The organism is Streptomyces sp. NPDC029164, assembly GCF_055563995.1.
On record NZ_JBVHWW010000016.1, the window covers coordinates 91,886 to 117,608 of the forward strand.

25 protein-coding genes and 1 pseudogene are annotated in these 25,723 nt (G+C 72.8%); 18 read left to right on the top strand and 8 right to left on the bottom strand.

Translation table 11 applies throughout. The annotated features are described in order from the left end of the window. Positions 1-294 precede the first annotated feature (294 nt). The 5 genes from ACZ4VT_RS17430 to ACZ4VT_RS17450 all read left to right on the top strand — a co-directional run bounded on the left by ACZ4VT_RS17430 (position 295) and on the right by ACZ4VT_RS17450 (position 5,523). Positions 295-1,275, top strand: coding sequence for a tellurite resistance/C4-dicarboxylate transporter family protein (locus ACZ4VT_RS17430; protein ID WP_467950508.1), 981 nt, complete (start codon positions 295-297; stop codon positions 1,273-1,275). A gap of 378 nt (positions 1,276-1,653) precedes the next feature. After that, positions 1,654-2,088: a VOC family protein gene (locus tag ACZ4VT_RS17435; RefSeq protein ID WP_467950510.1), complete on the top strand. Its 435-nt coding sequence runs from the start codon at positions 1,654-1,656 to the stop codon at positions 2,086-2,088. A gap of 19 nt (positions 2,089-2,107) precedes the next feature. Further along, entirely contained in the window at positions 2,108-2,794 is a 687-nt protein-coding gene (locus ACZ4VT_RS17440; RefSeq protein WP_467950512.1) for a Rossmann-fold NAD(P)-binding domain-containing protein, read from the top strand. A gap of 57 nt (positions 2,795-2,851) precedes the next feature. Continuing rightward, positions 2,852-5,167, top strand: coding sequence for a phosphatase domain-containing protein (locus tag ACZ4VT_RS17445; RefSeq protein WP_467950515.1), 2,316 nt, complete (start codon positions 2,852-2,854; stop codon positions 5,165-5,167). A gap of 5 nt (positions 5,168-5,172) precedes the next feature. Beyond that, positions 5,173-5,523 (top strand): NYN domain-containing protein, encoded by a 351-nt coding sequence (locus ACZ4VT_RS17450; RefSeq protein WP_351585262.1) that lies wholly within the window; start codon positions 5,173-5,175, stop codon positions 5,521-5,523. A gap of 7 nt (positions 5,524-5,530) precedes the next feature. On the opposite strand, the gene ACZ4VT_RS17455 is transcribed toward ACZ4VT_RS17450, so the two are convergent. Continuing rightward, entirely contained in the window at positions 5,531-5,989 is a 459-nt protein-coding gene (locus tag ACZ4VT_RS17455; RefSeq protein ID WP_467950518.1) for a hypothetical protein, read from the bottom strand. A 375-nt stretch (positions 5,990-6,364) separates the two neighbouring features. Between ACZ4VT_RS17455 and ACZ4VT_RS17460 the strand changes: the two genes are divergently transcribed. Next, complete coding sequence (locus ACZ4VT_RS17460; protein ID WP_467950519.1) at positions 6,365-7,030, top strand: response regulator; 666 nt, start codon at positions 6,365-6,367, stop codon at positions 7,028-7,030. A gap of 52 nt (positions 7,031-7,082) precedes the next feature. Then, the gene (locus ACZ4VT_RS17465) at positions 7,083-7,457 is read left to right on the top strand and encodes a YbjQ family protein (protein WP_467950522.1); all 375 of its coding nucleotides are present in this window, start codon (positions 7,083-7,085) and stop codon (positions 7,455-7,457) included. A gap of 154 nt (positions 7,458-7,611) precedes the next feature. On the opposite strand, the gene ACZ4VT_RS17470 is transcribed toward ACZ4VT_RS17465, so the two are convergent. Genes ACZ4VT_RS17470 through ACZ4VT_RS17480 form a run of 3 tightly spaced genes read right to left on the bottom strand, consistent with a single transcriptional unit; the run spans position 7,612 to position 11,242 of the window. Further along, positions 7,612-9,951, bottom strand: a complete 2,340-nt coding sequence (locus ACZ4VT_RS17470; protein WP_467950523.1) for an ABC transporter permease — start codon at positions 9,949-9,951, stop codon at positions 7,612-7,614. A 2-nt stretch (positions 9,952-9,953) separates the two neighbouring features. After that, positions 9,954-10,739: an ABC transporter ATP-binding protein gene (locus ACZ4VT_RS17475; RefSeq protein ID WP_467950525.1), complete on the bottom strand. Its 786-nt coding sequence runs from the start codon at positions 10,737-10,739 to the stop codon at positions 9,954-9,956. Beyond that, positions 10,736-11,242, bottom strand: coding sequence for a PadR family transcriptional regulator (locus ACZ4VT_RS17480; RefSeq protein ID WP_362804994.1), 507 nt, complete (start codon positions 11,240-11,242; stop codon positions 10,736-10,738). The genes ACZ4VT_RS17475 and ACZ4VT_RS17480 overlap by 4 nt, the downstream gene beginning before the upstream one ends. 168 nt (positions 11,243-11,410) lie before the next feature. Here ACZ4VT_RS17480 and ACZ4VT_RS17485 point away from each other — a divergent pair, with 168 nt between their 5' ends. From ACZ4VT_RS17485 to ACZ4VT_RS17510, 6 genes are all read left to right on the top strand, one after another. Beyond that, on the top strand, positions 11,411-12,691 hold the full coding sequence (locus tag ACZ4VT_RS17485; RefSeq protein ID WP_467950527.1) for an ABC transporter substrate-binding protein: 1,281 nt from the start codon (positions 11,411-11,413) through the stop codon (positions 12,689-12,691). A gap of 217 nt (positions 12,692-12,908) precedes the next feature. After that, positions 12,909-14,591, top strand: a complete 1,683-nt coding sequence (locus ACZ4VT_RS17490) for a glycoside hydrolase family 13 protein (RefSeq protein ID WP_467950529.1) — start codon at positions 12,909-12,911, stop codon at positions 14,589-14,591. A gap of 142 nt (positions 14,592-14,733) precedes the next feature. Beyond that, positions 14,734-16,062, top strand: coding sequence for an ABC transporter substrate-binding protein (locus tag ACZ4VT_RS17495; RefSeq protein ID WP_467950531.1), 1,329 nt, complete (start codon positions 14,734-14,736; stop codon positions 16,060-16,062). A 10-nt stretch (positions 16,063-16,072) separates the two neighbouring features. Further along, a complete protein-coding gene (locus tag ACZ4VT_RS17500) occupies positions 16,073-17,404 on the top strand; it encodes a carbohydrate ABC transporter permease (protein ID WP_467950533.1) in 1,332 nt (443 codons plus the stop codon). Beyond that, complete coding sequence (locus ACZ4VT_RS17505; RefSeq protein ID WP_467950535.1) at positions 17,401-18,345, top strand: carbohydrate ABC transporter permease; 945 nt, start codon at positions 17,401-17,403, stop codon at positions 18,343-18,345. Before ACZ4VT_RS17500 ends, ACZ4VT_RS17505 begins: the two co-directional genes overlap by 4 nt. Next, the gene (locus tag ACZ4VT_RS17510) at positions 18,342-18,584 is read left to right on the top strand and encodes a hypothetical protein (RefSeq protein WP_467950632.1); all 243 of its coding nucleotides are present in this window, start codon (positions 18,342-18,344) and stop codon (positions 18,582-18,584) included. Before ACZ4VT_RS17505 ends, ACZ4VT_RS17510 begins: the two co-directional genes overlap by 4 nt. Before the next feature lie 82 nt (positions 18,585-18,666). Here the strand turns inward: ACZ4VT_RS17510 and ACZ4VT_RS17515 are convergent, their stop codons facing one another. Together ACZ4VT_RS17515 and ACZ4VT_RS17520 are read right to left on the bottom strand one after the other, a co-directional pair. Further along, positions 18,667-18,933 (bottom strand): hypothetical protein, encoded by a 267-nt coding sequence (locus ACZ4VT_RS17515; protein WP_467950537.1) that lies wholly within the window; start codon positions 18,931-18,933, stop codon positions 18,667-18,669. 149 nt (positions 18,934-19,082) lie between these two features. Then, positions 19,083-20,903, bottom strand: a complete 1,821-nt coding sequence (locus ACZ4VT_RS17520; protein ID WP_467950539.1) for a serine/threonine protein kinase — start codon at positions 20,901-20,903, stop codon at positions 19,083-19,085. 127 nt (positions 20,904-21,030) lie between these two features. Here ACZ4VT_RS17520 and ACZ4VT_RS17525 point away from each other — a divergent pair, with 127 nt between their 5' ends. Further along, positions 21,031-21,660, top strand: coding sequence for a class I SAM-dependent methyltransferase (locus ACZ4VT_RS17525; protein WP_467950541.1), 630 nt, complete (start codon positions 21,031-21,033; stop codon positions 21,658-21,660). A gap of 81 nt (positions 21,661-21,741) precedes the next feature. Here ACZ4VT_RS17525 and ACZ4VT_RS17530 read toward each other — a convergent pair. Beyond that, a pseudogene (locus ACZ4VT_RS17530) lies at positions 21,742-22,026 on the bottom strand (AraC family ligand binding domain-containing protein); the annotation flags it as partial. A gap of 116 nt (positions 22,027-22,142) precedes the next feature. On the opposite strand from ACZ4VT_RS17530, the gene ACZ4VT_RS17535 reads away from it, so the two are divergent. The 3 genes from ACZ4VT_RS17535 to ACZ4VT_RS17545 are packed head-to-tail and all read left to right on the top strand — an operon-like array spanning position 22,143 to position 23,823. Then, positions 22,143-22,598, top strand: coding sequence for an LAETG motif-containing sortase-dependent surface protein (locus tag ACZ4VT_RS17535; protein ID WP_467950543.1), 456 nt, complete (start codon positions 22,143-22,145; stop codon positions 22,596-22,598). Positions 22,599-22,606: 8 nt separating this feature from the next. Continuing rightward, positions 22,607-23,281: an RNA polymerase sigma factor gene (locus tag ACZ4VT_RS17540; RefSeq protein ID WP_467950544.1), complete on the top strand. Its 675-nt coding sequence runs from the start codon at positions 22,607-22,609 to the stop codon at positions 23,279-23,281. Then, positions 23,278-23,823, top strand: coding sequence for a hypothetical protein (locus ACZ4VT_RS17545; RefSeq protein ID WP_467950546.1), 546 nt, complete (start codon positions 23,278-23,280; stop codon positions 23,821-23,823). The genes ACZ4VT_RS17540 and ACZ4VT_RS17545 overlap by 4 nt, the downstream gene beginning before the upstream one ends. A 15-nt stretch (positions 23,824-23,838) precedes the next feature. Here the strand turns inward: ACZ4VT_RS17545 and ACZ4VT_RS17550 are convergent, their stop codons facing one another. Further along, a complete protein-coding gene (locus ACZ4VT_RS17550; protein ID WP_351300388.1) occupies positions 23,839-24,291 on the bottom strand; it encodes a MarR family winged helix-turn-helix transcriptional regulator in 453 nt (150 codons plus the stop codon). 188 nt (positions 24,292-24,479) lie between these two features. On the opposite strand from ACZ4VT_RS17550, the gene ACZ4VT_RS17555 reads away from it, so the two are divergent. Further along, entirely contained in the window at positions 24,480-25,715 is a 1,236-nt protein-coding gene (locus ACZ4VT_RS17555) for an MFS transporter (protein WP_467950548.1), read from the top strand. Positions 25,716-25,723: the final 8 nt, after the last annotated feature.

The following is a 25,723-nucleotide window of genomic DNA, read 5'->3' on the forward strand; positions in this document are numbered from 1 at the left end:
AATCCAGCCCCTCCGGCGTTTGAGGAGCGGGGTGCGGGGCGGAGCCCCGGTCTTTCAGCCTCGGGGCGGAGCCCTGGCGGCGGGCCGCGGCGGGGGGCGATCGGGGCCTGCCGGTCCGCTCCCTTGTGACGGACCGGCAGGTCCACGTCCTCCCCGAGCCTAGGACCGGCCCGCGCCCCCGCATGTGCATCGCGTGCAGGCTCCGTTGATCTGCGTGCAAAGGGTTTGAGCCGGCTGCGAGCCGGTCGGCCCCGTCCGCTGGCGCCGCGCGGAGCGGTGCGGTCCGCTGGAGGGGTGAGCATCCCTCCCGGCAGCGGTTGGTGGACCGGACTCCCGCCGGCGGCGGGAGCCGCCGTCATGGCGGCGGGCATCATCTCCGTCGGCCTGCACCTGACCGGGCACGAGCCGTCCTCGTTGGTCGCCCTCGTGCTCGCCGGCGCCCTGTGGCTCGTGCTCGCCGCCGACTTCACGGCCCGGCTGCTGGGCGACCGCGGGCGGTTCCGCGCCGATGCCGACACCCCGGCCGCGCTGACGGCCATCGCCGCCACCAGTGTCATCGGCACCCGGCTCTCCATGCTCGGCTGGCAGACCGTGGCTGCCGCCCTGTTCGCGCTCGCCGCGGCGCTCTGGCCCGGGCTGCTGGTCAACGTCGTACGGCATTGGGGGCGGCGGATGCCGGGGGTGGCGTTCCTTGGCTGCGTGGCCACCCAGGGCCTGGCCGTCCTCGCGGCGACCCTCGCTGCCGCCGGTGGCTACGACTGGCTGGCCTGGGCGGCGCTGGCCGCCTTCTGCCTCGGGTTGGTGCTCTACGCGGTCGCCTTCCTGCGCTTCGACCTCCGCGAAGTGGTGGGCGGCGCGGGCGACCACTGGGTCGCGGGCGGGGCGCTCTCCATCTCCGCCCTGGCCGGATCCAAACTCACGGCGTCACCCGTGTGGACGGGTTCGGTGCACACGGTCCTCCTCGACGTCACCCTGGCCGTCCTCGCCCTGTCCCTCGTCTGGTACGTCGTCCTCCTCATCGCCGAACTGCGCCACCCGCGGCCGCGCTACGACATCCGGCGCTGGGCCACCGTCGTCCCGCTCGGCATGACCTCCGTGGCCTGCCTCTCGGTGGCCGACCCGGCCGGCATCGCCTGGCTGCGCCCCCTGGGCGAGGTCCTGCTGTGGATCGCCGTGGGCGCCTGGCTGCTGACCTTCGCCGCGCTGCTCGTCTCCCACCTCAACGCCCGCCTGGGCTCCCGGCGCCCGCCCGGCCCGGGGACAACGGCCCGATGACGTCGCCTCACCTCTGTCCGCGCACGACCTGGAACGCGGCTCGGTGGTCGCGAACAACACGATGAACCGCGTCAACAGCCGCGGGGTCCGGTGCGGTGCATCGCGAGGCGGAGGAGCGCAGCTCGTACGTGGCCGTACTCGCGCGCTCCGACAGCGCGGCGAGGTGCCGTGCCGGACGTCGCGGGCCCGCGAGGACCGTCCGGACAGGGCCGAGGCCCGCGAGCCGGGCCTCGACCCGGTGGCCCACCTCGCGGCGCGTTCCGACACCCCGTCCTGGCTCGACCTGTGCAGCCAACTGCACCGGGCAGCCCGCCGTGGCCTCGTACCACGAGCCCGTTCCGGTGGCGGCCGCGGTGGGCCCTCAGTAGGGTCCCCGGCATGGCGTACACATTCCAGGTGACCATCGACTCGGCCCACCCGCACGAGCTCGCCGACTGGTGGGCGGACGCCCTCGGGTGGGAAGTGGAGCCCAGCGACGAGAAGTTCATCCGCCGCATGGTCGAAGAGGGGCAGGCGACCGACGCGGACACCACCACCCACCGCGGCGTCCTCGTCTGGAAGGCGGGCACGGGCATCCGCCACCCGGAGGGGTTGCACCGCGCCCCCCGCATCCTCTTCCAGTTCATCACCGAACCCAAGACGGTCAAGAACCGGGTCCACCTCGACGTCCGCACCGGCGAAGACGACCCGCGGGCCGTCGTCGAACGCCTCATCGCCAAGGGCGCCCGGCACCTCCACGAAGGCAACCAGGGCCCCAGCACCTGGACGACACTCGCCGACCCCGAGGGCAACGAGCTCTGCGTCTCCCACTAGACCCGCCTAGGCTGCCTCCGTGAACGTCATCCTCTTCGGCGCGACCGGCATGATCGGCCGGGGCGTCCTGCGCGAGTGTCTGCGCGACGACTCCGTCGAGAGCGTCCTGGTCATCGGACGCACCGCGCTCGGCGTGAGTCACCCCAAGCTGCGCGAGCGCGTCCAGGCGGACCCGTCCGACCTGGCCGCCGCGGAGGTCGACGCGGCCGCGTACGACGCCTGCCTCTTCTGCCTCGGGGTCTCCTCCGTCGGCAAGAAGGAGGACGAGTACCGGCGCGTCACCCACGACCTGACGCTCGCCGTGGCCCGGCCGCTGGCCGCCGCCAACCCCGGCCTGACCTTCGTCTACGTCTCCGGCGAGGGCACGGACAGCACCGAGCGGGGCCGTTCCATGTGGGCCCGGGTCAAGGGGAAGACCGAGAACGACCTCCTGGAACTGCCCTTCCGGGCCTACATGTTCCGCCCCGGCATCGTCCAGCCGGTGCGCGGCGTGCCCTCCAAGACCCGGCTCTACCGCGTGCTCTACGCGGTCACCGCACCCCTGGTCCCGCTGCTGCGGCGGGTCGCGCCGAACCTCGTCATCACCTCCGACACCCTCGGCCGTGCCATGATCGCCGTCGCCACCCCCGGCACCGCGGTGCCCGGCCACATCCTGCGCCCCGCCGACATCAACCGCCTCGGCGCTGCCCCGGCCAGCCAGAACTGAGTACCGGCCGGACCCTCCCGCAGGTGAGAATGGGCCATCTCAATCCGGGAGGAACCCATGAGCCAGGAGACCCTGACTCTGCATGACCTGCTGCCCGCCCAGGCGCTGGCGGCCTCGATCGACGCCGGGTACGTGACCCGCAAGTCGCACCCCGAGCTGCCGCTGTCCATCTACACGTACACGCGGACGGCCCAGTACGAGCGCGTCTGGGACGAGGTCACCACGCGCTGCCGCGGACTCGTCGCCGACGACACCACCGGTGCGATCGTCGCCCTGCCGCTGCCGAAGTTCTTCAACGTCGGCGAGCACGAGGCGGGAATGCCGTACGCGCCCGCGCTCCCCGACGAGCCGTTCGAGGTGTACGACAAGGTCGACGGCAGCCTCGCGGTCGTCTTCCACTACGCGGGCCGCTGGCGGGTCGCCTCCAAGGGTTCCTTCATCAGCTCCCAGGCGACCTGGGCCCAGCGGCGCCTCGACGGCAAGGACACCTCCGCGCTGCGCCCGGGCGTCACGTACCTCGCGGAGATCCTCTACCCGCAGAACCGCATCGTCGTGAACTACGGCGACCGCCGGGACCTCGTCCTCCTCGCGGCCTTCGGCGCGGACGGCACCGAAGTCCCGCTCGCCGAGGCCGCGCCGCACTGGGAGGGCATCGGCTCCGTCGTCAAGGTGTGGCCCGCCATGCCCCTCGACGAGCTGATCGCGCTGACCGAGTCCAACACCATGCCCGGCGGCGCCGCGGCCACCGGCACCGACGCCGAGGGCTTCGTCCTGCGCTTCGCCTCCGGTGTGCGCGCCAAGGCCAAGCTGTCCGAGTACGTGCGCCTCCACGGGGTGCTCACCGGGGTCAACGAGCGGGACATCTGGCGCGGTCACGGCATCCAGCGGTTCGCCGGCCTGCCGGTCAACCGGCTCGCGCAGGCGCTGAACTGCACCGTCGCCGAGGTCGAGGCCTCGGGCGGCAAGCCGCTGAACGCGCTGCTGGAGCAGGTGCCCGACGAGTTCGACGCCTGGGTGCGCGAGGTGATCACCCGCCTGGAGGAGCGGGCCGCGGCGCACGAGCGCGCCATCGACGAGGCCTACGCGGGCCTGGTGCACCTGGCCGCCGACCGGGGCGCCTTCGCCCGCGCCGTCAAGGAACTGCCGGACCGGGAGGTCCGCCCGGCGATGTTCCTGCGGCTCGACGGCCGGACGACGGAGCTCACCACCTGGCGCCACGTACGGCCGGAGGTGGCCGACTCGTACACCACCGACGGGGACGGCCGGGAGGAGCCGGAGGGCACGGGCCGGCCCTCGCCCGGTGTCGCGCCGCGCGCCGTCGTACCGGCCGCGGCCCGTCCGGTGGACCCGGCCCCCGCCGTCCGGCAGCCCGCGCGGCACACCGTCGTGCGGGAGACGGGTCCGCAGGAGGCCGAGGGCGGGGCAGAGGAGGCGGCGCTGCCCGTCGTGCACCTCATGACCGGCCTGCCCGCCTCCGGCAAGACCACCGCGGCCCGCGCCCTCCAGGCGCAGTCCGGCGGCCGGATGCGGCGCGTCAACCTGGACGATCTGCGCGCCATGTTCGACCTGCCGGACCCCGAGCGGGGCCGGTCCTGGGCGCACGAGCAGACCGTGCTGGAGGTCCAGGACGCGGCGGTCCGCGCGGCCGTGGACGGCGGCTTCGACGTGGTCGTCGACAACACGCACCTGACGAAGCACATCCCGAAGCGGCTCAAGGCGGCCGTCGGCGGGCTCGCGACCTTCGTCGTGCACGACTTCACCGACGTCCCGCTGGAGGAGTGCCTGCGCCGTGACGCGGCCCGCGAACGGCAGGTCGGCGAGGAGATCATCCGGATCCTGGCCGAGAAGCACGAGAAGGCCCGCAAGGGCGGCTGGCGGCTCACGGCCGAGTGGCTGAACGGGACGACGTCCGGCGCGGCGGCCGTGCCGCCCGTGACCGCGTACGTCCCCGACCCGGCGCTGCCGTCGGCGGTGATGTGCGACATCGACGGCACGCTCGCCCTGACCGGTGACCGCGGGCCGTACGACTTCTCGCGCTGCGAGCTCGACCTGCTCAACGCGTCGGTCCGGCACGCGCTGGACGCCTTCAAGCGGGCCGACGGCGATGTGATCGTGCTGCTGTCGGGGCGCGGCGAGGAGCACCGTCCGCAGACCGAGTCCTGGCTGCGGCGCCACCAGGTGCCGTACGACGAGCTGTGGATGCGGGCGGCGGGCGACACGCGCCGCGACGACGTGGTGAAGGCGGAGCTGTTCGACGCCCACGTGCGTCACCGGTACGCGGTACGGGTCTCGCTCGACGACCGGGACCGGGTGGTCGCGGTCTGGCGCCGGATGGGCCTGCCCACCTGGCAGGTCAACTACGGGGACTTCTAGCCGTCATGGCGGGCGTCCTGATCGTGGACGGCGCGAACGTCGTCGGCTCGGTGCCCGACGGCTGGTGGCGGGACCGGCGGGGCGCGGCCGAACGGCTGCGGGACCGCCTGGCCCGCCGCGGCGGGGACGAGGAGATCATCCTCGTCGTCGAAGGCGCCGCCCGCGGCGTCGAGTCCGTTCCCGGGGTCCGCGTGGACGCGGCCCCCGGGAGCGGGGACGACCGGATCGTGGAACTGGCCGCGGCCCACGCGGACCGCGGCTGCGTCGTGGTCACGGCGGACCGGGAACTGCGCGAACGGGTCCGGGCGTACGGAGCGGAGTGCGTGGGACCCCGTACCGTACGCCCGGCGGACTGACCCGGGGTCAGTGGCAGTACTTCACCTCGGAGAGGTTCTTGACGTAGCGGGCGGAGACCCAGCGCTCCTTCTCGTAGGCGGCGCGGTTGGGGGCGTCCATCCCGTTGTCCAGGTTCTCGTTGTGGTTCTCGTTCTTCTCGTCGTACAGGCGGTACCAGACGCGGTTCCCGTCGACCTTCTCGCCGTACTTCTTGCACGCGATCTCGAGCTTGCTGTGCGGGTACACGTGGCCGACGGACCGCGACTTGGTGGTCGGCTTGCTGCGGACCTTCAGCGGGCCCTTGGAGACGACCTTGCCGATGGCGTGCTTGTAGTGCGGGTACGTGCCGGGCTGGCCGTCGCCGACGACGATCTCACGCGGCGGCACGTTGTCACCGTCGTCCGCCACGGCGGCGCCCGCTCCGACCAGACCGAGAACCAGGCTTCCGGTGGCGAGAGCGAGGATGGTTCTGGTGGGCTTCAGCATGAGCCGGCTCCTCTACGAAGACGTCCGCCCGCCGCGTCGCGCGGCGCGGTGGCGGCAACCAGGCGGTTGCCAGGGACGACTATGACGAGGCTGGAGGCCGTAGCCCCGGTGGCTCACCGGCTTTTAGCCCGATATGACCAATCTGTCCTGTCGTGGCGCGGCAGCCGTGCCCGCCCCCGAACGGGCACGGCCGCGCAGCGGGGCCCCGGGGGGAGGGCCGGCACCGGCCGGTGGACCGGCGCACGCAAATCTACGGGCGGACGGCTCCCGGCCGCGCCCCTCCACGGGTTGAGACCGGCCTACCCCCTTGGATGGCGAGGCTGTACAACCAGGGGTGTACACGGCGATGATCTACCGCGGGAGGGGGTGACGCGGATGCCGTCCGTACTCGTCGTCGACGACCAGTTCCTGATCCGGTCCGGACTGACCGCGCTGCTGACCGCCGCACCCGGCTACGAGGTCGTCGGCGAGGCCTGCGACGGCGAGGAAGCGGTCCGGCTCGCCGCCGAGGCCCGGCCCGACGTCGTCCTCATGGACATCCGGATGCCCGGCACCGACGGCATCGCCGCCACCGAGCGGATCCTGGCCGGCCGCCAGGACCCCGCGGACGGCGGGCCCAAGGTGCTCGTGCTGACCACCTTCGACTCCGACGAGCACGTCTTCCGAGCGCTCCGGGTCGGCGCCAGCGGCTTCCTCGTCAAGGACACCCCGCCCGAGCGGCTGCTCGCCGCCATCTCCACCGTGCACGCCGGTGAGATGCTGTTCAGCCCCCGGGCCCTGCGCGGACTGATCGACACCTACGCCGCCCCGGCCGCCCGCGCCCCGCACCCCGGCCTGGACACACTGACCCCGCGCGAGCGCGAGGTGCTCGCCCTGGTCGGCGCCGGTCTGCCCAACGCCGAGATCGCCGTACGGCTCGTCCTCAGCCCCGCCACCGTCAAGACGCACGTCCACCGCTGCATGAGCAAGCCGGCCCTGTCCAGCCGCGCCCAGGCCGTGGTCGTGGCCCACGAGTTCGGCCTCGCCGCCCGAATGCGCTGACCGCGCGGCTCCCCGGATGCGGGCGGCGGCGGCCCGGGCGAGAGTGGGGGCCATGGGTATCGAAGACTACGGCGGCGGGGCCGGGGCACACGAGACCGGCGTCCTCGTCGTCACGACCAACGACGTCCCCGGCTACCGGGTCGAGCAGGTCATCGGCGAGGTCTTCGGCCTCACCGTGCGCTCCCGCCACCTGGGCAGCCAGATCGGCGCGGGCCTGAAGTCGATGATCGGCGGCGAGTTGAAGGGCCTCACCAAGACCCTGGTGCAGACCCGCAACCAGGCCATGGAGCGGCTCATCGAGCAGGCGAAGGCGCGCGGCGCGAACGCCGTGCTCATGATGCGCTTCGACGTCACCGACGCCGCCGACGTAGGGACCGAGGTGTGCGCGTACGGGACGGCCGTGGTCCTCGTCCCCGCCTCCGCCTGACCCCCCGGACAGGGTCCTGTCGATCATCGGCTCTCCGGCGGCGACATCCCGGTGACGCGGACCGAGGGGATGACCCGGGAGGCCGGGGCGTACCGGTGCGGCGGGGAGCCGGGTCCTCTCTCGGGGATCGGGCACGTACCGGCTCCCGGAGCGGTCAGAGCGTCTCGCTCAGCGAGTCCGCCGGCCGTCGCCGGCCCGCCCGGGCCGCCGGGAGCGCGGCCGCGGCCACCGCGCCCAGCACCGCCCCGGCGATCACCGTCAACAACACCGGCCACGTGGGTGGCTGGGCTATGCCCGCGCCGATTCCGCTCGACGCGCCCTGCGTGTCCACGAGCCATCGGCCCGACAGCACCCCCACCGTCGTGCCCACCACGGCGGATGCCAGCGCGGTCAGTCCGGCGGCCGTCACGATCATCGAGCCGATCTGTCGGGGCGTCAGCCCGATCGCCTTCAGCGCGAGCAGATCCCGGCTGCGGTCCCGTACGCCCGTACTGATCAGCGTCAGCAGCTCGATCAGCCCGATCAGTGCCAGGATCGCGATCAGGGCGGCGATCACTCCGCGCGCCGGTTCCAGTCGGTCGACAGGGTTCGACGCCTCGCGGACCTCCAGGATGCCGGCGTCCGCCCCGGCGAGTTCGGCGCTCACCGCCCGGGGGTCTGCGCCCTTGCGCAGTACGAGGGCGTGGTAGTCGGGCCGCAGCCCTGGATCGCGCTCCCGCAGTGCGTCGATCGTCGTGGTGATCACCCGGCCCCCGGATTCGGGTTCGATGGTGCGGCCGACGACGTGCAGGATCTGCGGCCGTCCCTCGACGGTCATCCGCACCCACGCGCCGACGCGTACCCCCAGGAGGTCGAGCAGCCCCTGCCCGGCCACTGCCTCGTCCGGACCGCCGACCGCGCGCCCTTCCACCACCTTGGAGGGGTACGGGTCCCGGGTCGTACCCAGCCCTCGGAGCGTGATCGTGCCGGTCTGCCCCGGCACGAGCGCCGCCATCTCGGCGCCCGGGTGGACCGCGGCGATGCCCGGGGTCGCCGCGAGGGTCTTCTCCAGTTCCGCTGCGGACGGCCCCGGGGACGCTCCGGCCCGTACGGTCAGTGCAGCGGGCAGCCCCATCTGTGCGGGCCGGCTGCGGAACTGGTCCAGCGTCGACCAGGCGACGAGCGCGACCGTGATGAGGACGAGCGGCAGGGCGAGCCGGGCCACGGGTACGAGCGTCCGGCCGCGCCGTGGGAACGCCGCGCGCCATCCCAGGACCAGGGCGGGAGGCACGCGTGCTCCGAGAGCCCGCCTGCCGAGCGCGGTCATCGGTGCGGCGGACGGCAGCGCCGCGCGGGCCACCGGCACGGGTGGGACCCGTCCGGCCCGCCAGGCCGAGAGCCCGGTCGCGGCCGCGATCAGCAGCACCGCGCCGCAGGGGACGCCGATCATCAGCGCGGTGTGGCCGGGCAGGTCCTGCCACACCGCCGCCGCCTGCCCGATCCGCCCGGGTATCCGGGCGCCCAGCAGAGCGATCGCCGCCGTGCCGAGGGCCACGCCGAGGAGCGCGAAGGCCAGATGCTGTACGAGGAAGCCACGGGTCACCTGGCCGGGGGTGAAGCCGACGGCCTTGAGGATCGCGATGTCCCTGAGCTGGCCGCGGACCCGGGCGCCGATCGCTCCGGCAGCGGCGAGCGCCGCCGCGAGCAGCGCACCGAGCCCGAAGACGGCGAACATCTGCCCGAGCAGCCGGTCGTCGCCGCCCGCCTCCGCCCGCGCCTGCTGCCACGTCGTGACGTGGGCGACCCGGTCGGCACCGAGGACGGTCACGGCACGCTGGACGGTGAAGTCGGTGTCGTCCGGATCCTTCAGGCGCAGGCCCACGCTCTGCCCGGTCGCGCCGCGGGCAATGTCGTCGAGGGTGCCGGAGAGCACCCAGCCGAGGCCGGGCCCGCCCCCCGGGTGGTAGCGGGGCTCGGCCACCTCGGCGATCCCGCTCACCTGCAATGCGTGCGGCGCGCCGTCCGGGCCGGTGACCCGTACCGTGTCGCCCGGCTCCGCCCACAGGGCGCGCGCGACCGAGGCCTCCAGTACGACGGCGCCGTTGCCGACCCCCGCACCGCCGCCGGTTTCGTCCGGCCGGGGGAGCCAGCTGCCGGTGGTGACGAGGGGCCGCCCGGTCTCCGGGGGCGCCTGCGCGGCCGCACGCAGCGTCACCCCGGCCCGAGCACCACGCGACTCGACCGTGGTCGCCGCCGTGCGGTAGGGCCCGGAGACGGCTGCGACCCCGTCCACGCGGGACAGGGCGGCAGTGTCCGCCCCGGCCCGGGTGTGCAGCCAGACGTGCGCGCCGTGGGACTGGTTGAAGACACGCTGCCAGGGGTTGGCGGCGTAGCTGAACAGCGCGCCGGCCAGCAGGAGCGAGGCGATGATCCCGGCGCTGGCCAACACGACGAAGAGGGCTTCGCCGCGGTGTGCGCGGAAGTCGGCGTGCGCCCAGCGAAGAGTGGCCCGCACGGTCACTCCTTCAGCTCCAGATCCAGTACGCCGGCCACGCCGCGGGCCGGCCCCCGGCGCCCGCTGCCGAGCTGCGCGTCGTCGGCTATGCGCCCGTCGAAGAAGCTGATGACGCGGTCGGCGGCGCTGGCCATCCGGGCGTCATGGGTGACCATCATGATCGTCTGACCGCGCTGGTGGAACCGGGAGAGAAGCCGCAGAACCTCGCGGGTGCCCTTGCTGTCGAGACTGCCGGCCGGTTCGTCGGCGAGCAGCAGCGCGGGGTGGTTCACCAGGGCGCGGGCGAGCGCGACCCGCTGCTGTTCGCCGCCGGACAGCTCGCCGGGCATCGACCGCTCCCGGCCTTCGAGGCCGAGTTCGGCGAGCAGTTCGGCGCGGGACTCCCGGGCGGCCTTCGGGGAGGCTCCGGCGAGCAGGGCGGGCAGTTCGACGTTGTCGGCGACGGTGAGGTTCGAGACCAGGTTGAAGAACTGGAAGACGACGCCGACGCTGCGGCGCCGAAGGACCGCCCAGCGGGCCTCGCGGTATTCGTCCACGCGCTCTCCGCCGAGCCACAGCTTCCCGCTGTCGGGGCGCTGGAGGCCGCCTATCAGGTGCAGCAGCGTGGACTTGCCCGCTCCCGACGGCCCAGTGACCGCGACGAACTCGCCTGGCTGGACGGACAGGTCCACCCCGCGCACGGCATGCACCGGCGTGCCCTCGCCGTGGTGCGTCTTGGTCAGGCCCTCGGCGCGCACGATGGGCTGGACGGATACGGCAGGAGCGGTGGTGCCGGCGTCGTCGCTCATTCCAGCTCCTCCTGGCAGCGTTCCAGCCAGTCGAGGTCGGCCTGCAGGTGCAGCATGGCGCCCTCGATCAGCAGTTGGGAGATCTTGTTGTCGCGGTCCTCGGCCGCGGCCAGCTTGGACAGGTCCCGCATGGTGTTGAGGTACTGCCGCCGCTGCTTGTTGATCAGTGCGACAGGGTCGGCCAGACCCGACTGCGGTGCGAGTGCGAGCTTCATGAAGAACTCGTCCCGTACCCGGGGCTCCTCGGTGGTGTCCTCGAACCATGCCAGTGCGGCCTCGCGCCCGGCGTCCGTCAGCCTGTACGTGCGCTTGTTGGGCCGCCCCGACTGCTCGACGTCCTCGCCCTCGATCAGGCCGCTCTTCTCCAGCCGGCCGAGGGTGACGTAGATCTGGCCGACGTTGGGGTGAGGGTACGCGGCGCCCAGGAGCTTCTCAAGGTCCTGCTTCAGCTCGTAACCGTGCGCAGGGCTACGGGTGAGGAGCGCAAGGAGCGCCAGCCGCACTCGCTCCCCCTCCTTCCCGCTCCGTAGTCAACGGTTCACTCGGCGGCGGGCCGATGTGTGCCGCCGTCCGGCTCGTCTGCCTGGGCGTCTAGTATCGCCCATGCCTAACGGGTATATATAGGCCACGATGGTCGGCGGCGCAGCCGGATCGTGCACTGGGAGGAATCTATGCGGTGGATGCGTGCCGCGGGTAGAGCCCTCCTGGTGGGGGCGGTCGTACTGACGGGATTCAGCGGGTTCGGCGTCCGCGTCGACGCGGGCGCAGCTCCCGGGGAGCGCGACCGCGGCCCCCTGACGCTCGTGACGGCGGGCGATCTGACGGACTACCTCCCGCCGCTCCTGGACGACTGGAACGAGGCCCATCCCGACGAGCGCGTCACGCTCGTCGAGTTGCCCGACTCGGCGGACGAGACGCGGGCCCAGATGATCAGCGAACTGCGATCGGGGCGCGACAGGTTCGACGTACTGAACATCGACGTCGCCTGGACCTCCGAGTTCGCCGCGGCCGGATTGATCTCCCCGCTGCAGCGTGACCGCTTCCCCCTGGACGCCTTCCTGCGGCCGGTCGTCGACACCGCGACCTTCGACGGTCGGCTGTACGCGGTCCCGTACGTCACCAACGCGGGACTGCTCTACTACCGCAGGGACATCCTGGACCGGGAGGGCGAGGAACCGCCGCGCACCTGGGACGACCTGGTCCGCCAGGCACGCACGATCGCCCCGAAGTACGGATTGGACGGCTATGCCGGCCAGTTCCTGCCGTACGAGGGGCTCACCGTCAACGTCACCGAGGCCGTGCACTCGGCGGGTGGATCGATCCTGCGCGACGACGGCGACAGGGTGACCGTGGATTCCGACGCGGCGCGCGCCGGACTGCGGTTCCTCGCGGAGGGTGTGCGGGACGGCTGGATCGCCCACGAGGCGCTCGGCTACAAGGAGGAGGAGTCGCGGCAGGCCTTCCAGGACGGTCGGCTGCTCTTCCTGCGGAACTGGCCCTATGCCTACGCGGACGCGAGCGCCGCGGGGTCGAAGGTCGCGGGCAGGTTCGGCGCGGTGCCGCTGCCGGGCCCCGACGGGCCCGGCACCAGCGTGCTGGGTGGCTCCAACCTCGCCGTGAGCAGCCATGCGCGGCATCCGGCGTCGGCGGCCGATCTGATCTCCTACCTCACCAGTGAACGCGTCCAGCGCCAAGTGCTCACCACGGGCGCGCTGCCGCCGGTGCGCGCCGCGCTGTACGAGGATCCCGAGCTGATCCGGGCGTATCCGTATCTGCCCACGCTGCGCCAGAGCGTGCTGTCGGCGGTGCCACGCCCGAAAAGTCCGCGCTACGACCAGGTGAGCCTCGCCGTGCAGGCCGTGGCGCAGGACCTGATGGCCCTGCGCCAGACGCCCGAGCAGGCGGCGGCGCGGCTCTCGCGCGAACTCGGGACCCTCTCCGGCAAGGGCTGATCGCACCGCTCCGCTCCTCCACCCTGTCAGGGCCTCTACTTACATGTTAAGTATAGGCCCTTCTTCATGCATGCGGGTAATTCAGTGCAAACTACCCCACTCTTTCGCTATTTTTGGACACATCGTTGACACCTTCCAGTCGCTGCTACTTAACATGCATGCATAACAGCGCACCGATCCGGGGCGCTCTCGCATTCAGTAGACAGGTCGACGCGAGATGCTCAGCACCCTTCCGGCCGCCACCGGCCACCCCTCACCCGCCGCCGGCGCATCCGCCCCCTGGTGGCGCGATGCGGTGATCTACCAGGTCTACGTCCGCAGCTTCCTCGACAGCACCGGGGACGGCATCGGCGACCTGGCCGGCGTCCGGGCCGGGCTCCCCTACCTGAGGAAGCTCGGTGTCGACGGCATCTGGCTCAGCCCGTTCTACCCGTCGCCGCAGCACGACCACGGCTACGACGTCGCCGACTACTGCGGTGTCGACCCCGTCTACGGTGACCTCGCCGAATTCGACCGGTTGGTGGCCGACGCCGGCAGACTCGGGCTCAAGCTGCTGCTCGACATCGTCCCCAACCACTGCTCCAGCGAGCACCCGTGGTTTCGCGCCGCGCTCGCTGCGGGACCGGGCAGCGCGCCGCGCTCCCGCTTTCACTTCGCGCCCGGCCGCGGCCCGGACGGGTCGGTGCCCCCCAACAACTGGCGTGCCATGTTCGGCGGTCCCGCCTGGAGCCGGATCACCGAGCCCGACGGCACCCCCGGTGAGTGGTACCTGCACCTCTTCACCCCCGAGCAGCCCGACCTGAACTGGCGCGACCCCGCCGTGGGAAACGAGTTCGAGCACGTGCTGCGCTTCTGGCTGAACCGCGGGGTCGACGGCTTCCGCATCGACGTCGCCGCCGGACTGTTCAAGCACCCCGAGCTGCCCGACTCGGACGACCCCGGAGCCGACGAGCGGGCCCGCGACGCCGTCAACCAGCTGGCCTGGAACCAGCCCGAGGTCCACGACGTGTGGCGGCGCTGGCGCTCGGTCTGCGAGGAGTACACCGCCCGGGACGGTCGCGAGCGGCTGCTGGTCGGGGAGGTGTCCGTGCCCACCGCACGCGAACACGCCGAGTACGTCCGCCCCGACGAACTGCACCAGGCGTTCTTCTTCGACCTGCTCAGCGCCGCCTGGGACGCCGACGCCTTCCGCGCGACGATCACCGCAGCGGTACGCGACATCGCGGGCACCGGCTCCACCGTCACCTGGGTCCTCAACAATCACGACCAGGTCCGCACCGTCACCCGCTACGCGGGGGAGCCCGGGGTGGAGGGCAGCGGGCTGGGAGCCGCCCGCGCCCGCGCCGCGGCCCTCCTGATGCTCGCGCTGCCCGGCGCCGCGTACATCTACCAGGGCGAGGAACTCGGCCTCCCCGAGGTCCTCGACCTGCCCGACGAGGTCCTCACCGACCCGATCTTCCATCGCACGGGCAGTCGCAAGCACGTCCGGGACGGCTGCCGCGTGCCCCTGCCCTGGTCCGGGCACGCCTCCCCGTTCGGCTTCACCCGGGAAGCGGCCGGCGCCAAACCGTGGCTGCCGCAGCCCGAGTGGTTCGCCGAGCACGCCACCGACCGCGCCCTGGCCGACACCCGTTCCTTCTGGCACCTCTACCGCGACGGCCTCCAGCTGCGGCGCAGCCTGCCGCAGCTCGGCGACGGCGCCCTGCGCTGGCTGGACGCGCCACCGCAGGTGCTGGCGATCGCCCGCGGCGACGGCCTGATCTGCGCGGTGAACTTCGGCACGGAGCCGGTGCCCGCCCCGGTCCCCGGGACTCCGCTGCTCACCAGCGGCCCCTGTCCCGACGGGGTGCTCCCCGCGGCGACCGCCGCATGGTGGACGGCCGAGTGTCCCGGCCCGTGACCACCCGGAATCCCATGCCGGATCCGGCCCCCCACCCCTGACCTCCTCCTCCCCTCTCCTCTCCCTCTTCCTCGTACGCGACCCCTCCCAGTGAATCCGGGACATGCCCCCGTGGCCCCGGACTTCCACGAAAGGACCCCTCATGGGACGACCCAGCAAGACGCCCCGCCGGACCGCGGCCGCCGCATCGGCTGCCCTCGCCCTCGCCCTCGGGGCCACCGCCTGCGCCAGCACCGGACCGGCCGGCGGCGGCGAACTGAGCGGCCAGACCGTGACCGTGGCAGGCGTCTGGACCGGCAGCGAGCAGAAGAACTTCAAGAAGGTCCTGGACGCCTTCACCGAGAAGACCGGCGCCAAGACGGTCTTCGTACCGTCCGGCGACAACGTCTCCACCTTCGTCGGAAGCAAGATCGAAGGTGGCAACGCGCCCGACCTGGTCATGGTTCCCCAGGTGGGCGTGCTCCAGCAGTTCGCAAAGAAGGGCTGGCTCCAGCCCCTGTCCGACCAGGCCGCGCAGACCGCCGGTTCCACCCTCTCCCCGGTGTGGAGGAACTACGGCACCGTCGACGGCACGTACTACGGGCTCTACTTCAAGGCCGCCCACAAGTCCACCGTCTGGTACGCCCCCGAGGCCTTCGCGCAGGCCGGCGTCAACGAGCCCAAGAGCTACACCGACATGCTGAAGGCCGGCCGCACCCTCGCCGACTCCGGCCGCCCGGCCTTCGCCATAGCCGGCGAGGACGGCTGGACCCTCACCGACTGGTTCGAGAACATCTACCTCTCCCAGGCCGGGCCGGAGAAGTACGACCAGCTCGCCCAGCACAAGCTCAAGTGGACCGACGACAGCGTCGTCAGGGCGCTGACCACCCTCGGTGAACTGTTCAAGGACAAGCAGCTCGTCGCCGGCGGTGCCCAGACGGCCCTGGGTACCGACTTCCCCTCGTCGGTCGCGCAGGTCTTCGGACCCGAGCCCAAGGCGGGCATGGTCTACGAGGGTGACTTCGTCGGCGGGGTCGCCAAGGACCAGTTCGGCAAGAAGCTCGGAACGGACGCCAAGTTCTTCCCGTTCCCCTCGGTCGACGGCGGCAGGGCGCCGGTCGTCAGCGGCGGTGACGCGGCCGTCGTCCTCAAGGACGGAAGGAACAGCAAGGCCGGCATGAAGCTGCTCGAATTCCTCGCCGGCTCCGAGGCGGCGGAGGTCTGGGCCGGCGCCGGCGGGTTCCTGTCCCCCAACAACGAGGTCGACATCGCCTCGTACGGCGACGACATCACCCGCAGCACCGCCAACTCGCTCATCGCGGCAGGCGACTCGATCCGCTTCGACATGTCGGACCAGGCCCCGGCCGCGTTCGGCGGCACCAAGGGCGCCGGCGAGTGGAAGCTCCTCCAGGACTTCCTGCGCGACCCGTCGACCCCGCAGGGCACGGCCGCACAGCTCGAGGCGGAGGCCGCCAAGGCCTACGGGAACTGAGGCGACTTCCATGGCCTACACCCCGACCGCCCGCGCCGCGGCCGACGGGCGGCGCCGGGCCCAGCGAAGGAAGCGCCGCCTCGCGGTCCTCTTCGTCCTGCCGGCCCTGCTGCTCCTCGGCGCGCTGGTCGCCTACCCGGTCCTCTTCTCCTTGGGCCGCAGCCTCTTCGACGCCGACGGCGACCGCTTCGTCGGAGCCGGGAACTACGCGGCGATCGTGCAGGACCCGGCCACCCTCAAGGCGATCCGCAACAGCGCCGTGTGGGTCGTCGTCGCCCCGACCCTGCTGACCGGGCTCGGGCTGATGCTCGCCGTGCTCACTGAGAAGGTGCGCTGGGCAACCGCGTTCAAGCTGGTGCTCTTCCTCCCGATGGCCGTGTCGTTCCTCGCCGCGGGCATCATCTTCCGGCTCGCCTACGAACAGGACCCGGCCCGGGGCGTGCTCAACGCGGCCGTGGTCGGCGTCCACGACGGTTTCGAGGACACCGCTGCCTATCCGACGGCCCGGGCCCGGGAGGGCCAAGGCCTGACCGGCAGCGCCGGGGGCCCGTACAGCACCGAGCACGTCGTACGTCCCGGCCGCTCGGTCAGTCTCGGCCTCATCGGGGTGCCACCCGGCTCGCTGCCCACCGGAGCGAAGGCCGCGTCCACAGACGCGCCCCGAGCGGACGGAATCGGCGGTGTCGTCTACCTCGACTTCGCCCCCGGCGGCGCCGGCACACCGGGCAAGGTCGACCCGGGTGAGAACGGTCTGCCCGGCATGACGGTCGAGGCCGTACGGGACGGACGGGTGGCCGCGACCGCCGTCACCGTCGACGACGGGTCCTTCCACTTCGCAGGCCTGGCCGAGGGTGCGTACACCGTCAGACTCCCCGCGACCAACTTCGAGGCCCCGTACCAGGGGGTTAACTGGCTCGGCCCGGCGCTGGTGACACCGGCCATCATCGGCGCCTACCTGTGGGTGTGGACCGGCTTCGCGATGGTCCTGATCGGCGCCGGCCTCGCGGCCATCCCACGCGACGCTCTGGAGGCCGCGCGCATGGACGGTGCCTCCGAGGGCCAGATCTTCCGCAAGATCACCGTGCCGCTGCTCGGACCCGTACTCACGGTCGTCTTCGTGACCCTGGTGATCAACGTGATGAAGGTCTTCGACCTCGTCTACATCATCGCGCCCGGACCGGTCCAGGAAGAGGCGAACGTGCTGGCCACCCGAATGTGGCTGGTCTCATTCGGCGGCGGCAACGACCAGGGACTCGGCAGCGCGCTCAGCGTGGTGCTCCTCCTGCTGGTCGTCCCGGCGATGATCTTCAACATCCGGCGTTTCCGAAGGAGTGGATCATGAGCAGCCACGGCACCATCGAGCGCCGACCGCCCCGGCCTTCGGCAGCGGTCCACCCCATCCCCGACCCGTCCGCGCCGAGTTCCGGGCTCCGGCGCCGGGGCGGAAACCGGCTGGCGCGCCTGCTGAGCAACTCCCTCGTCCAGGGTGCCCTCATCCTGGTCGCCCTCGTGTGGATCACTCCACTGGCGGGCCTGCTCATCTCCTCCATGCGCTCCGAGGGCGACAACGCCTCCGACGGCTGGTGGACCGCCCTCACCGACCCGTCCCAGTTGTCCCTGGACAACTACGGCGCCCTCCTGAAGGACTCCGGCATTGCGGAGGCCTTCGGGAACACCGTCCTCATCTCCGTGCCCACCACCGCCCTGGTGGTCGCGATCGCGGCACTCGCCGGATACGCCTTCGCGTGGCTGGAGTTCCCCGGCCGGGACGCCATCTTCCTGGTGGTCGTCGGACTCCTGGTCGTACCCGTGCAGATCGGGCTGCTGCCCGTGGCCAAACTCTTCGGCGCGATGGGGCTGTTCGGCACGGTCGCGGGCGTCGTCCTCTTCCACGTCGCCTACGGTCTACCGTTCGCGATCTTCCTGTTGCGCAACTACTTCGCCGAGATACCGCGCGAAATGCTGGAAGCCGCCCGGATGGACGGCGGCAGCGAGTGGCGGATCTTCTCGCGGCTGGTCCTGCCGCTCGGCCGCCCGGCCATCGCGAGCCTGGCCATCTTCCAGTTCCTCTGGGTCTGGAACGACATGCTCGTGGCGCTGCTCTTCGCGGACAGCGGGTCCCAGCCGCTCACGGTCGCGCTGCAGTCCCAGATGCGCCAGTTCGGAAGCAACATCGGCGTCCTGGCGCCGGGGGCGTTCCTGTCCCTGGTCGTCCCGCTGATCGTCTTCTTCGCCTTCCAACGCCACTTCGTCCAGGGGGTGATGGCGGGGTCGGTGAAATAGCCGCCGCACCCTTCGGGCACCGGCCCCTTAGGGTCACTCCTGGGCCGGCGGTATGGCGGGCGCGCACCCACATCGCCCAGCGCAACGCGCCGTACACGCAAGCCGGTTGGAACGGCAAGCTCGTCGACGACGTGATCGGCGGCCGGAACTCCCTCCAGTCGCACGAGGAGCGGCCCGGGCTCGTCTACCGCACCCTCCCGCAGACCTGCGGCTCACCCCGGGCCACTCGTACAAGGTGACCTCCTCCTACGAGATCGGCTTCAGCGGCGACTACCGGTTCGTCACCGGCTCCGGGACCACCGAGACCGCCGCCGCCCGGGATCAGGCCCGTACGTCCACCGTCTTCACCCGGCCTTCACCGCGGGCGCCGACGCCTGGATCGGCGTACGGAAGGTCATCCCCGAGAACTCCCGCAACGAGGCCGACCTGATCCTCGACGACCTGACCGTGGACGACCTCAGACCGGCCGGCGGCGGCCAACTCCTCGTCCCCCAAGGACAGATGAGCGTCAAGGCGGTCGACAGCCAGGAGACCACCGGTGAGGACGGCGTCGCCGCCAACGTCCTCGACGGCGACGCCGCCACCCACTGGCACACCCAGTGGTACGCCGCCACCGCACGGGCGAGGTCGCCGGCCGGCCATGGACCCCGGCCGCGGAACTCGACATCGGCTGCCGCCCGTGAAGAAGCACCCCTGCCCCGACCCCGCGGCCCTCCCAGTCGAGTCCCGGACGTGCCTCAGTCGGTGATCAGCGGCTTCTCGGCCTCGGCCAGTACCTTGTCCCAAGGAGCCAGGAGGCCCGATCCGAGTTCGCTCCCCTGATCGTCCAACCCGCCCGCATAGACGAAGACGGGTACGCCGTCGGCTCCCAAGTAGCCGACGGCGTACCGCCGGAACACCTTGGGCCCCGTCGTGGCAGGGGTGGGCTCATCCTGCCCGTAGCCCGGTTCGAGCCACTTGGAACCTCCGGTGACCGAGTCGCGTAGAAAGGATCCCGCGTAGATCGGCATCGGCAGGTGGCCGGGCTTGGTGTCGTCCGGGGTGCGGATACCCATCGAGGGTGCGCCCAGGGCGAAGATGGTGCCGGTGGCAGGGTCCAGGCGGATCCGGATCTCGCCGGTGGACGGGGTGAGGTTCCGGTCGTAGGCGATGGTCATGGCGAAATCCTGGGCACGGGTGCGTCTTTCCCCGGAACCCTCGGGCAGCGGGTCGATCCTCTCGGCCGCCTTCCACTGCTCCGCGGTGGGCAGCCAGAAGGCAGCCGCCGGCGTGGTCGTGGGGATGCCGCCCAGTGACGGGTACGGGCTCGCCGACTGGGATGGCGTCGGGGTGGCGGCCGGGGTGGGTGTCGGGGTCGCGGACGGCGTGGGTGTCAGGGGCGGCGGGGCCGGGGCCGGGGGCGTGGCCCGTGCGCCCGGCGGCGCGGCGGCCCGCTCACCGTCATCGCCCGCCCACAGCGGCGAGAACCCGACGCCCACGACGGTCGCGGCCACCGCGACGGCGCCGACGACCGTCGTCCACGCTGTGGCCCGCTCTTCCCGGACGGCGGGCCCCACCACCCGTGGCGGGACCGGCAGGGCCGGCCGGGGACGGGGCGGCTCTGATCGGTCTGTCGGGGCCTGCCGTTCCTCTTCCTCCCCGGGCTCTTCCCGTACGTCCCATCCGGCACGCACCACGTCGACCAGTGCGGCGGCGAGCGGTTCCGTGAGCGGTTCGACCGCGGTGTACGCGACGGTCGGGAAGACGAGGGTGTCCGCGCAGGGTTCCGGTTCCGCGATGGCGTGGGCGAGCCGGGCCGCGGACGGGCGCCGCGACGGCTCCATCGAGAGTGCCGATGCCACCAACCGGCGCAACACGTCGGGTAGGCCGAGCAGGTCGGGTTCGCCGCCGCCCGTGGCGCCGGTATCACGGGCCCGGTCGTCGAAGGGGTGCCGGCCCGTGCCGGCGTAGGCCACCAGGAGCCCCCACGCGAACACGTCGGAGGCGGGACTGGCGACGGCGGCCGTGTACTGTTCGGGCGCCATCCACCCGCGGGTGCCGGTCCGCGCGTGGGGGTCCGTGATGGCGGGCGCGCCGAGACGGTGGGCGATGCCGAAGTCCAGGACCTTCGGACCGGCCGGCGCGAGGATGACGTTCTCCGGCTTGATGTCACGGTGGACCACTCCGGCGGAGTGGAAACCCGCGAGCGCATGCGCCGTCGCGCCCGCCAGCGAGCGGAGTACGGCGTCCGGCAGTGGGCCGGAGGCGGTCAGACGCTCGCGCAGAGTCGGGCCGGGAACGTACTGCGAGGCGAGCCAGGGCCGCGACGCCGTGGCGTCGCCGTCGACGAAGGCGGCCACGTACGGGCCGTGCACGCGCCGGAGAAGGTCCATCTCGCGGGCGAACCGGGCCCGGTGGTCGTCATCGGAGGCCAACGCGGAGTGCATGGCCTTCACGGCCACCTTCGAGCCGTCCGGGGTGGCAGCAGCGTAGACCGTACCCATGCCCCCGGCGCCGAGGCGTCCGAGCAACCGGTACGAGGATATGCGGGACGGGTCGTCGTCGGTGAGGCTCTGCACGGTGCTCCTTGGGCGTAACGCGGACGGTGCATGCTGTCACGTGCCGGAGCGGAGGTCGCGGGCGGTCCACCAACACCCCCCGTACCGGGCCCGGTACGGTGGTCTCCCCGAGACGGAGGGCGGACCCATGAGTCAACGCAAGTCGGCGGCAGAGGTGTTCGACGCGCTGGGGGAGCGCTACGAGGAGGCGTTCGGGCGGGTGCCCGGCCAGCTCGCGGCGCTCGACTGGCTCACCGCCCGGCTCCCCGGCGGAGCCCGCGTGCTGGACGTGGGCAGCGGCACCGGACGGCCCACCGCCGAGTCGCTCGTCCGGGCCGGCTGCGACGTGACCGGCATCGACGTCTCGGCGGCCATGGTCGCCCTGGCCCGCGCCCGGGTCCCGGGAGCGCGCTTCGAACAGGCCGACGTGCGGACGTACACACCCGAACCGGGCGGGTTCGACGCCGTGTGCGCCTTCTTCCCCCTCCTGGTGATGGACCAGCCGGAGGTCGCCGGGGCACTCGACCGCATGGCCTCCTGGATCGTGCCGGGCGGGTACTTCGTGATGGCCACCGTGCCCGGGGACATCCGGGGCCTGGACATCGAATGGATGGGCCACGAGGTGACGGTCAGCAGCCTGTCCACGGCGGACCACCTGGCCCGGCTCGCCGACCGGGGCCTGGAGGTGCTGCACCACCACACCGCCCCCTTCCACCCCGCCGACCCGCTGGCCGGCCCCGAGGAGCACCTCTTCTGCTACGCGCGGCGGAGCCCGTGACCGGTCAGCGGACCGGCCCCCGCACCGACTGCTGGGCGCCGAAGCGCACGGGTGCCATGCCCACGCGGCGGCCAGCAGCGGTCCGCCGCGCCGGGCGGCCCGGACGATCCCGTCGACGGCGTGCTGCACCCCGGCCGTGCCGCCGAGCGGCACCGGCGGGCGGTCCGGAGTGCGGTAGCCCAGGCCGGTGTACGCCGCCACGGCGGCCCCGGCGAAGTCCACGAAGCACTCGTCCCAGCCGGTCAGCGGATCGGGTCCGTAGGGGTGTTCCGCTCCCGGCACCAGCCACAGCAGCGCGGGCGCGGCCACCGGCTGCGGCGGCCGGCCCCCGTGGCTGAACCAGCCCCGGCCGCGGGTGACGACCAGGCCGGAAACCGGCCGGGAACTTTTTCCGGATCGGCGGCAACCTCCCGGGGGGTCGCGCGTCGTGCGGGGGTGAAGGGCGCGGTTCCGTGCCCTCGACCCGACCGTGGAGAACCACCTTGAAGAACCTGAAGCGTGTCCAGCGCGTCCCCCTGGCCGTCCGCCGGGCGGCCGTCACCGCCGCCGCGGCCGCGGTGGCCGTCTCCCTCGCCGGACCGGCCTCCGCCGCGAGCGGCAGCTCGTCCGCGCCGGCTCCGGCGGTCAGCGTCCCGGCCAGTGCCTCGCCCAGCGAGGGCGGGGCCAGGCCTTCTCCCTCGGTCAGCGCCCCGCCGAGCGCGGGTTCGGGGGCGAAGAGCGCGGCCCCCAGCGCCGCGCCCAGCGTTTCCGCGTCGAGCCCGGGAACGGCCGGTCCCAAGCCCAGTGCCTCCCCGTCCGAGCCGGGCCCCGCCGCCGAGGGCGCCGAGCTCGCGCATACTGGCTCCTCTTCGACCACCACGGCCCTGGGGGCGGGGGCCGCCGGCCTGGTCCTCGCCGGCGCGGCAGCCCTGTACGCCGTGCGGCGCCGCGCGAACTGAGGAATTACGTGCTCCACCTCGCACCACCCGTCAGCCCCCTCACGCCCGGTTTCGGCCGGGCGTGGCGGGGCCTGTGGTCGTTGCTGCGCGGCGAGCGTTCCGCCCCGCCGGCCTCCCCGCGCCCGTACGGGGACCCGTACGGGCCCTCGTACGGGTCCTCGCACACGTACGGGCGCGCCGGCCACGGAGAGCCGCAGCCGCCCACCGTCACGGAGCTCTACCACGCGCACCGGCTGCGGATGGTCCGGCTGGCGGTGCTGCTCGTCGACGACCTGGCCACGGCCGAGGACGTGGTCCAGGACGCCTTCACGGCCCTGTACCGGCGTCACGGGGAGCAGATAGCCGAGGTCGACAACGCCCTCGGCTACCTGCGCACCGCCGTCGTCAACACCTCGCGCTCCGTCCTGCGCCGCCGGCGCACCGTACGGGCTTGGACCCCGCCTCCGCCCGTCGACGTACCGTCCGCCGAGGACCACGTGGTCCTGGACGAGGCGCACCGCGAGGTACTCACCGCGCTCGGCCGGCTGACACCGCGCCGCCGGCAGGTCCTGGTGCTGCGGTACTGGGCCGACCTCAGCGAGGCGGAGATCGCGGCCACCCTCGGGATCAGCCGGGGAGCGGTCAAGTCCAACGCGAGCCGCGGCCTGGACGCGCTGGAACGGATTCTGGAGGGACGGATATGACGCGAGACGGCGAACGCCTCGCCGAACGCCCGGTCGAGCGGCGGCTGCGGCAGGCCCTCGACGCGCGCGCGGACAGCATCGACGTCCGCCGGCTGCGCCCCGCGGATCCGCCCGGACCGCAGGTGAGGCGGCTGCCCGTGGAAAGGCTGCGGCGGTTCGCGCTGCCCCTGGCGGGGCTGGCCGCGGCCGCTGCCGCCGGGATCGGCTACCTGCTGCTCGCCCCGGATCCGGCGCCCGGCCCGACGCCGCCGGCCACCCCGCCGAAGGTCACGGGCCCCGGCCCGTCACGTCCGTCGCCGGAGTCCTCGCCGTCGCCGTCGCAGCGGTCCGCCGGGCCGGCGGAGCCGAGCCCGGGCGTGGACGCGTCGGGGAGCCAGGGGCAGCCGTCGCCGTCGTCGCCACCGGCCGTGTCCGTGAGCCCCAGCCCTTCGTCATCCGCCGCGCCGAAGGGCGCGGGGTCGGTCTCGCCGTCGGCGGTCCCCTCCACCCCGTCGGGCCGGGCGGCCACCTCCTCACCGCCGGCCACCGGCGGTCCGCGCTAGGGGAGCCCGCCCGGCTCAGCGGCGGAGGTTCTCCACGGCCGACACCAGCGGGGCGAGCTCCGGGTTGCGCGCGGCCTCGTCCAGGGCCTCGCGCAGCGCGGTGTCGTTCGTGGGCCGGGCCGCGGCCAGCAATGCCAGGCCCGCCTCGCTCACGTCGGTGTAGATGCCCCGGCGGTCGGTGTCGCAGAGGTAGCGGTTCAGCAGGCCGCGGTCCTCCAGCCTGCTGACCAGGCGGGTCGTCGCGCTCTGGCTGAGCACCACCGAGTCGGCGACCTGGTGCATCCGCAGGTGCCCGCCCGGCCCGTTGTGCTGGCGGCTGAGGACGTCGAGGAGCGAGTACTCGCGCACGCTCAGGCCGTGCCCGGCCTGCAGGGCCCGCTCGATGTGCGACTCGATCCGCCCGTGCAGGAGGGAGAGGGCGCACCAGCCCTGGGAAAGGGCGGTGAGCGCGCTGTCCGTGGCCGTCATGGGCTTCCTCCGTCGAAGCGTGCCGTGCGAGCGGTGTGACTCCCAGGATAGGCCACGCCTGCAATAGCCCGCGCTTGCAAATATCCCGCGTCTGCAATTAATGTGGACGCACGTAAGCAGCGACCGCAACCGTGCTGGCGGACGGACCGCCCCCGCACCACTCCCTCCCCTGAAGGGCACCTCCCCCCATGCCTCTCGCACTCCTCGCCCTCGCCGTCGGGGCCTTCGGGATCGGCACCACCGAATTCGTCATCATGGGCCTGCTCCCCGAGGTCGCCGGCGCGTACGGTGTCTCGATCCCCACGGCGGGCTTCCTGGTCACCGGCTACGCCCTCGGCGTCGTCCTCGGCGCCCCGCTCATGACCGTGCTCGGCACCCGCATCCCCCGCAAGCGCATGCTCATGCTTCTCATGGGCCTCTTCATCGCCGGCAACGTGCTCTCCGCACTCGCCCCCTCCTTCGGCGTCATGCTCGCCGGCCGCGTCGTCGCCTCCCTCGCCCACGGCGCCTTCTTCGGCATCGGCGCGGTCGTCGCCGCCGAGCTCGTCGCCCCCGAGAAGAAGGCCGGAGCCATCGCCATGATGTTCACCGGCCTGACCGTGGCCAACGTGGTCGGCGTCCCGCTCGGCACCCTCGTCGGGCAGACCCTCGGCTGGCGCGTCACCTTCCTCATCGTCGCCGCGCTGGGTGTCGCCGGTCTGCTCGGCATCGCCCGGCTCGTACCCGAACTTCCCCGGCCCGCGGGCGGCGTACGGATCCGCCGCGAACTCGCCGCCTTCCGCAACGTCCAGGTGCTGCTCGCGATGGCGATGACCGTCCTCGGCTTCGGCGGCGTCTTCGCCGCGATCACCTACATCACCCCGATGATGACCAACGTCGCCGGTTTCGCCGACTCCTCCGTCACCTGGCTCCTCGTCCTCTTCGGCCTGGGCATGGTCGCCGGCAACCTCATCGGCGGCCGGTACGCCGACCGCGCGCTCATGCCGATGCTGTACGTGTCCCTCGGCGCGCTCGCCGTCACCCTGGCCGTCTTCACGCTCACCGCCCACACCAAGGCCGGCGCCGCCGTCACCGTGGTGCTGATCGGCGCCCTCGGCTTCGCGACCGTGCCGCCGCTCCAGAAGCGGGTCCTGGACCAGGCCGCCGGGGCGCCCACCCTGGCCTCCGCCGTCAACATCGGCGCCTTCAACCTCGGCAACGCGCTCGCCGCCTGGCTCGGCGGCCTCGTGATCGCCGCCGGCCTCGGCTGGACCGCCCCGAACTGGGTCGGCGCGGCGCTGGCCGCCTCCGCCCTGGTGCTCGCCCTCGCCTCCGGCGCACTGGAACGCCGTACGACCGGGCGTGCTGCCGCCGCCGGCGCCGGCCGGGTGGTCGCGTCCGCCGCGGCCCGCGAGGCGACCGCCGCCGCACCCGCCCGCCACTGATCCACCCC